Raw genomic sequence first — 3,921 nt, forward strand, 5'->3', positions numbered from 1 at the left:
CACCGCGCGCGCGGTGGCCGAGTACATGACCTCGAGCCTGGGCCAGGCGGTGGTGGTGGAGAACAAGCCCGGCGGCATCGGCATGATCGCGGCGGACAACGTGGCGCGCTCCCCCGCGGACGGCTACACCCTGCTCATCACGCTGCACAGCCAGCTCGCGCAGGCGCCGGTGATGCTCAAGAAGGTGCCGCTCGACACCTCGAAGGACCTGGTGCCGATCGCGGCCTTCAGCACCGGCGTGTCGCCGATGGTGGTGAAGAAGGACCTGCCGGTGAAGAACTTCAAGGAACTGCTCGCGCTCGCGCGCCAGCGGCCGGTGTCGGTGGGCAATTACGGCATCGGCTCGGGCTGGCAGATCATGATGACCCAGCTCGCCAAGCAGACCGGCGCCAGGTTCGACATCGTGAACTACAAGGGCACGGGCCCGATGGTGTTCGACCTGATGGCGGGCAACATCGACATCGGCGCGGGCTCGCTGGCGGGCCTGGGGCCCGGGATCCAGAAAGGCAGCTTCCGGCCGGTGCTGGTCATTTCGGGCGGGCGCTCGGAGAAGCTGCTGCCCGGCATTCCGACCTGGGCCGACGAGGGCTTCACCGGGCCCGCGTTCGAGAACCTCACCGAGTGCAACATGATCCTGGGCCCCGCGGGCCTTCCGGCCGACGTGGTGCGCCGCGTCGCCGATGCCTGCCGCGAATCGGCGTCCAGGTCGGAAGCCGTCAGGAACGTGCTGGCGCAGCTCGGCGTGGAGGAAGCGCCGCTCACGGGCGCCGAGCTGCAGCGCTTCATCCAGCGCACCTGGCCCACCTACCAGGCGATGACGAGAGAGCTCGGGCTGCAGGCGCAGTAGCCGCGCGCACTGCGCGGGAAGCGGAGGGAACGCCGCGGTCGGCGGCCGGACCGGGATTACCCCCCGATGACTGGCCCGGAAAATGCATGAGAATTCGCGCACTTTCGACTGCCTCGGCGCTCGCCGCCCCTTCCCGAACGCACCTCATGCTGCCCCTGCGCGACCTCAACGACATGGAAGACCTGTGGGGCCTGCGCAGCGCCGGTGCGCTGATGAACCTGCCGTCGACCGGGGTGTCGGTGCTGCGCTGGACGCGCAAGACGGCCGGGCCCTTCCAGTTCGACATCGAGACCTCGCAGGACTTCATGATGTTCTCGATGGTGCTGCTGCCGATGGACGCCTGCTCGCGCGTGGACGACACGGTGATCTGGGACGGCCCGATCGAAGGCGGCAGCGTGCGGCTGATCGACTCGCGCACCATCGAGCGCACGGGCTTCGAATCGCCCAGCCCCTTCGACCTGCTGCACATCCATTTCTCGCTCGGCGAGCTGCGCGCGACCGCGCGCCGCTTCGGCATCGACTTCGAGGACTTCGAGCCGCGCGACGGCCCGCTGTACCGCGACGACCGCGTGGGCCGCCTGCTCGGCGCGCAACTCGTGGCGGCGCTCGATGCCGACGGCGCGGCCGGGCGCATGTATGCCGATGGCATCGCGCAGTCGCTGGTGGCGCACCTGCTGCGCAGCTACGGGCGCGTGGTCCATGCCGAGGCGCCGCCGGCGCACGAAGGCCTGCAGGCGGCCTTCGACCACGTGGAGCGCCATCCGCACGAGCCGCTGAGCGTGGCGCGGCTCGCGCGCCTGGCCGAGATGAGCGAATTCCATTTCGCGCGCCGCTTCAAGCAGCGCTACGGCCTCACGCCGCATGCGCACCTGGTGGCGGCGCGGCTGCGGCTGGCCAAGGCCGACCTGGCCTTCTCGGACAAGAACATCCTGCAGATCGCCATGGACTGCGGCTTCTCCGACTCCAGCCATCTCGCGCGGCTGTTCCGCCGCACCGAGGGCATGACGCCGCAGGTCTACCGGCAGGCCCGGCGCCAGTAGCGGACCGCGCCACCGCGCGCTCCCGCCGGCCCGGCAGCAAGAACATGCTGTCCGCCGCGCAGGATTGACCGAGACGGCCTGCCCCCTCGCTCGAAAGAATCGCCCTCGCCATCCGGCTTCTCCGGGTGATGTTCGAGGAGATTCGAGTGACAGCAGCAACTGCGATGCAGGACAGCACGCCGGGCGTCGAGGCCGGCGACGAGATCGCGGCCGGACTCCGGCTGCGCGGCGGCACCGAGAAGGCGCGCGCCACGCGGCGCGACCGCGGCGAAGGGCCGTTCGAGCGCCTGGTGCTGCGTGGCGCCACCGTGATCGACGGCACCGGCGCGCCGCCCTGGGGGCCGGTGGACATCGTGATCGAGCGCGACCGCATCGTCGAGATGCGCAGCGTGGGCGCGCCGCGCCTCGCCATCGATCCGGCCGGGCGCCCGGCCGCGGGCCAACACGAGATCGACTGCCACGGCAGGTTCGTCACGCCGGGCTTCGTCGATGCCCATGCCCACATCGGCTCGCCCTTCGTCAGCCGCGATGCGCCGCCGGCCGACTACGTCTACAAGCTGTGGCTGGCGCATGGCGTGACCACGGTGCGCGAGATGGGCTGCTTCAACGGCCTGGGCTGGACCCTGGACCAGCGCGAGCGCGCGGCCGCCGGCACCATCGCGGCGCCGCGCATCCTCGCGCACGCCTACTTCCCGGCCGTCAACGACATCCTCAAGACCCTGCACACGCCGGCGCAGGCGCGCGACTGGCTGGGCCGGCTCAAGGCGCGCGGCGCCGACGGCGTGAAGTTCTTCGGCGCGCCGCCGGCCCTCATGCAGGCCGCGCTGGCCGAGTGCGCGAGCCTGGGCCTGCGCAGCGGCTGCCACCATGCGCAGATGGCCGTGACGCGCATGAACGCGCTGACCACCGCGCAGTGGGGCCTGACCAGCGCCGAGCACTACTACGGCCTGCCCGAGGCGCTGTTCGAGGAACGCGTGGTGCAGAACTACCCGGCCGACTACGACTACGGCGACGAGTACTTCCGCTTCTCGGTCGCGGGCCAGACCTTCGGCCAGGCCGCGCAGCCCGGCAGCGCCACCTGGCGCAACGCGATGGACCGCTTCCTCGAACTCGGCTTCGCCTTCGTGCCCACCTTCGGCATCTACGACGCCAACCGCGACCTGATGCGCACGCGCCGCGCCGACTGGCACGACGACTACACCTGGCAGGCCTACTGGGACAACTTCCAGCCCTACCGCGGCGGCCACGGCTCGTATTGGTACCGCTGGTCGACGAAGAACGAGATCGAGTGGAAGGAGAACTACCGGCTCTGGATGCGCTTCATCAACGAGTACAAGAACCGCGGCGGCCGCGTCTGCGCGGGCAGCGACTCGGGCTTCATCTTCCAGCTGTTCGGCTTCGGCTTCGTGCGCGAGCTCGAGATGCTGCAGGAGGCCGGCTTCCATCCGCTCGAGGTGATCCGCGCCGCCTCGCTCGAGGGCGCGCACCTGCTGGGCATCGAGGCCGACTGCGGCAGCCTCGAGGTCGGCAAGCGCGCCGACCTGCTGGTGCACGACCAGAATCCGCTCGAGGACTTCAAACTGCTCTACGGCACCGGCGCGATGCGCCTGAACGACGACAGCCGGCGCGTGGAGTGGCAGCGCGGCCTGAGCCGCACCATCGCGGGCGGCATCTGCTACGACACGGCCGAGCTGCTGGCCGACGTGCGCGCGATGGTCGCGGCCAACCGCGCCGAGGCGGCCACGTCATGAATCCGGCGAGCGACTTCCATCCGGTGCCGATCGAACTGACCGTGCTCACCGGCTTCCTCGGCAGCGGCAAGACCACGCTGCTGTCGAGCTACCTGCGGCTGCCGCAGGCGGCCGACACGGCCGTGATCGTCAACGAGATCGGCGAGGTCGACCTCGACGGCGCGGTGCTCGCCGCCACCGCCGCCAAGGTGCCGATGGCCTTGCTGAGCAACGGCTGCGTGTGCTGCGCGATGGGCGGCGACCTGCCCGGCACCATCGCGGCGCTGATCGAGGAACGCGAGAC

The 3,921-nt window shown here is 70.5% G+C and carries 4 protein-coding genes; all 4 read left to right on the top strand.

The genetic code is table 11. From position 1 onward, the window contains the following. Positions 1–847, top strand: an 847-nt coding sequence (locus AC27VN_RS35080) for a tripartite tricarboxylate transporter substrate binding protein (RefSeq protein WP_490879592.1), incomplete at its 5' end; no start/stop codon positions are given. A gap of 146 nt (positions 848–993) precedes the next feature. Next, positions 994–1,887 carry a helix-turn-helix domain-containing protein gene (locus AC27VN_RS35085; protein ID WP_177239591.1) on the top strand — a complete coding sequence of 298 codons (894 nt, stop codon included), beginning with the start codon at positions 994–996 and terminating at the stop codon, positions 1,885–1,887. A 146-nt stretch (positions 1,888–2,033) separates the two neighbouring features. Beyond that, the gene (locus AC27VN_RS35090; protein ID WP_490879593.1) at positions 2,034–3,638 is read left to right on the top strand and encodes an amidohydrolase family protein; all 1,605 of its coding nucleotides are present in this window, start codon (positions 2,034–2,036) and stop codon (positions 3,636–3,638) included. Further along, on the top strand, positions 3,635–3,921 hold a 287-nt coding region (locus AC27VN_RS35095; protein WP_490879594.1), incomplete at its 3' end, for a GTP-binding protein. The genes AC27VN_RS35090 and AC27VN_RS35095, both read left to right, overlap by 4 nt.

This window comes from Variovorax sp. 20P10.2.4 (genome assembly GCF_058244205.1).

What these genes read in the sequence shown, in the direction of transcription:
- AC27VN_RS35085 (WP_177239591.1), top strand. Translation starts at nt 994, where the DNA reads ATGCTGCCCCTGCGCGACCTCAACGACATGGAAGACCTGTGGGGCCTG.